We start from the raw sequence: 383 nt of genomic DNA on the forward strand, positions 1-383 counted from the left end.
TCGCCCTCGACCACGTCAAGGCCTCCGGCTTCAGGCCGGGCAACTCATGGCTGGAGATCGGCGACCACCTCCCCCGCCCCGCCGAGCACCCGCGCCCCGTCGCCGTCACCGACGCCCCGCCGCCCGCCGACCCCGCGCGGGGCCCCGCACCCTACAAGGTGCTGTTCGTGTGCACGGCAAACATCTGCCGCTCCGCCTACGCCGACGTCGTCGCCCGCTCCGCCGGGGTGCCGGGGGTGGAGTTCAGCTCCGCCGGAACCCGCGCCCTGGTGGACCAGGCCATCGACCCTCCCAGGGCCGCCAACGTCCGGGCCGGCGACCCGACGGCGCACCGCGCCCGCCAGCTCACGAGGGACCTGGTGTCCGAGGCAGACCTGATCCTC

At 75.5% G+C, this 383-nt stretch carries 1 protein-coding gene; it reads left to right on the forward strand.

Annotation, left to right across the window (positions count from 1 at the left end; translation table 11 throughout):
- A partial coding sequence (locus FOJ82_RS16550) for an arsenate reductase/protein-tyrosine-phosphatase family protein (RefSeq protein ID WP_484421969.1) occupies window positions 1–383 on the forward strand: 383 nt, incomplete at both ends.

This window comes from Tessaracoccus rhinocerotis, assembly GCF_007197885.1.
Classification (GTDB): Bacteria; Actinomycetota; Actinomycetes; order Propionibacteriales; family Propionibacteriaceae; genus Arachnia; species Arachnia rhinocerotis.